The sequence below is a fragment of the Pseudoalteromonas sp. UCD-33C genome (genome assembly GCF_001306895.1).
GTDB lineage: Bacteria > Pseudomonadota > Gammaproteobacteria > Enterobacterales > Alteromonadaceae > Pseudoalteromonas.
In genome coordinates, this window is record NZ_LJTB01000029.1 from 1 (window position 1) to 878 (window position 878).

At 61.6% G+C, this 878-nt stretch carries 2 protein-coding genes; both read left to right on the plus strand.

What is annotated here, in order from left to right:
- The coding region (locus AOG26_RS20250) for a cation:proton antiporter domain-containing protein (protein WP_200907882.1) at positions 1 to 530 on the plus strand (530 nt) is incomplete at its 5' end.
- Positions 530 to 878 (plus strand): cation:proton antiporter domain-containing protein (locus AOG26_RS20255; RefSeq protein ID WP_200907883.1); only part of this gene is annotated, 349 nt, incomplete at its 3' end. The genes AOG26_RS20250 and AOG26_RS20255, both read left to right, overlap by 1 nt.

The window sequence follows — 878 nt, forward strand, 5'->3', positions numbered from 1 at the left end:
GTACAGCCGTAGTGGTGTTTACCGTATTGCTGGGTATCGCACAGTTGGGCGAGACGCCCACCGTGGGCGCCACCGCGATGCTGTTCGCCCATGAGGCAATCGGCGGCGTGGTGTTTGGCGGGCTGATCGGTTACCTGGTCTACCTGATGATCAAGAGCATCGAACAGCACCAGATCGAAGTGATGCTGACCCTGGCATTGGTGATCGGTGGCTCGGCGATGGCCACCGAACTGCACGTCTCGGCACCGATTGCGATGGTGGTGGCAGGCCTGATCATCGGCAACCTGGGCCGCAAGCTGGCGATGAACGATATGACCCGGCGCTACCTGGACGGTTTCTGGGAGTTGCTCGACGACATGCTCAACGCCCTGCTGTTCGCGTTGATCGGCATGGAGTTGTTGCTGTTGCCGTTCAACTGGCTGCATGTGTTCGCGGCCAGCTTGCTGGCGGTGGCGATCCTGCTGTCGCGCCTGCTGACAGTGGCCCCGGCGATCCTGCTGCTACGGCGCTGGCGCACGGTACAGCCGTAGTGGTGTTTACCGTATTGCTGGGTATCGCACAGTTGGGCGAGACGCCCACCGTGGGCGCCACCGCGATGCTGTTCGCCCATGAGGCAATCGGCGGCGTGGTGTTTGGCGGGCTGATCGGTTACCTGGTCTACCTGATGATCAAGAGCATCGAACAGCACCAGATCGAAGTGATGCTGACCCTGGCATTGGTGATCGGTGGCTCGGCGATGGCCACCGAACTGCACGTCTCGGCACCGATTGCGATGGTGGTGGCAGGCCTGATCATCGGCAACCTGGGCCGCAAGCTGGCGATGAACGATATGACCCGGCGCTACCTGGACGGTTTCTGGGAGTTGCTCGACGACATGC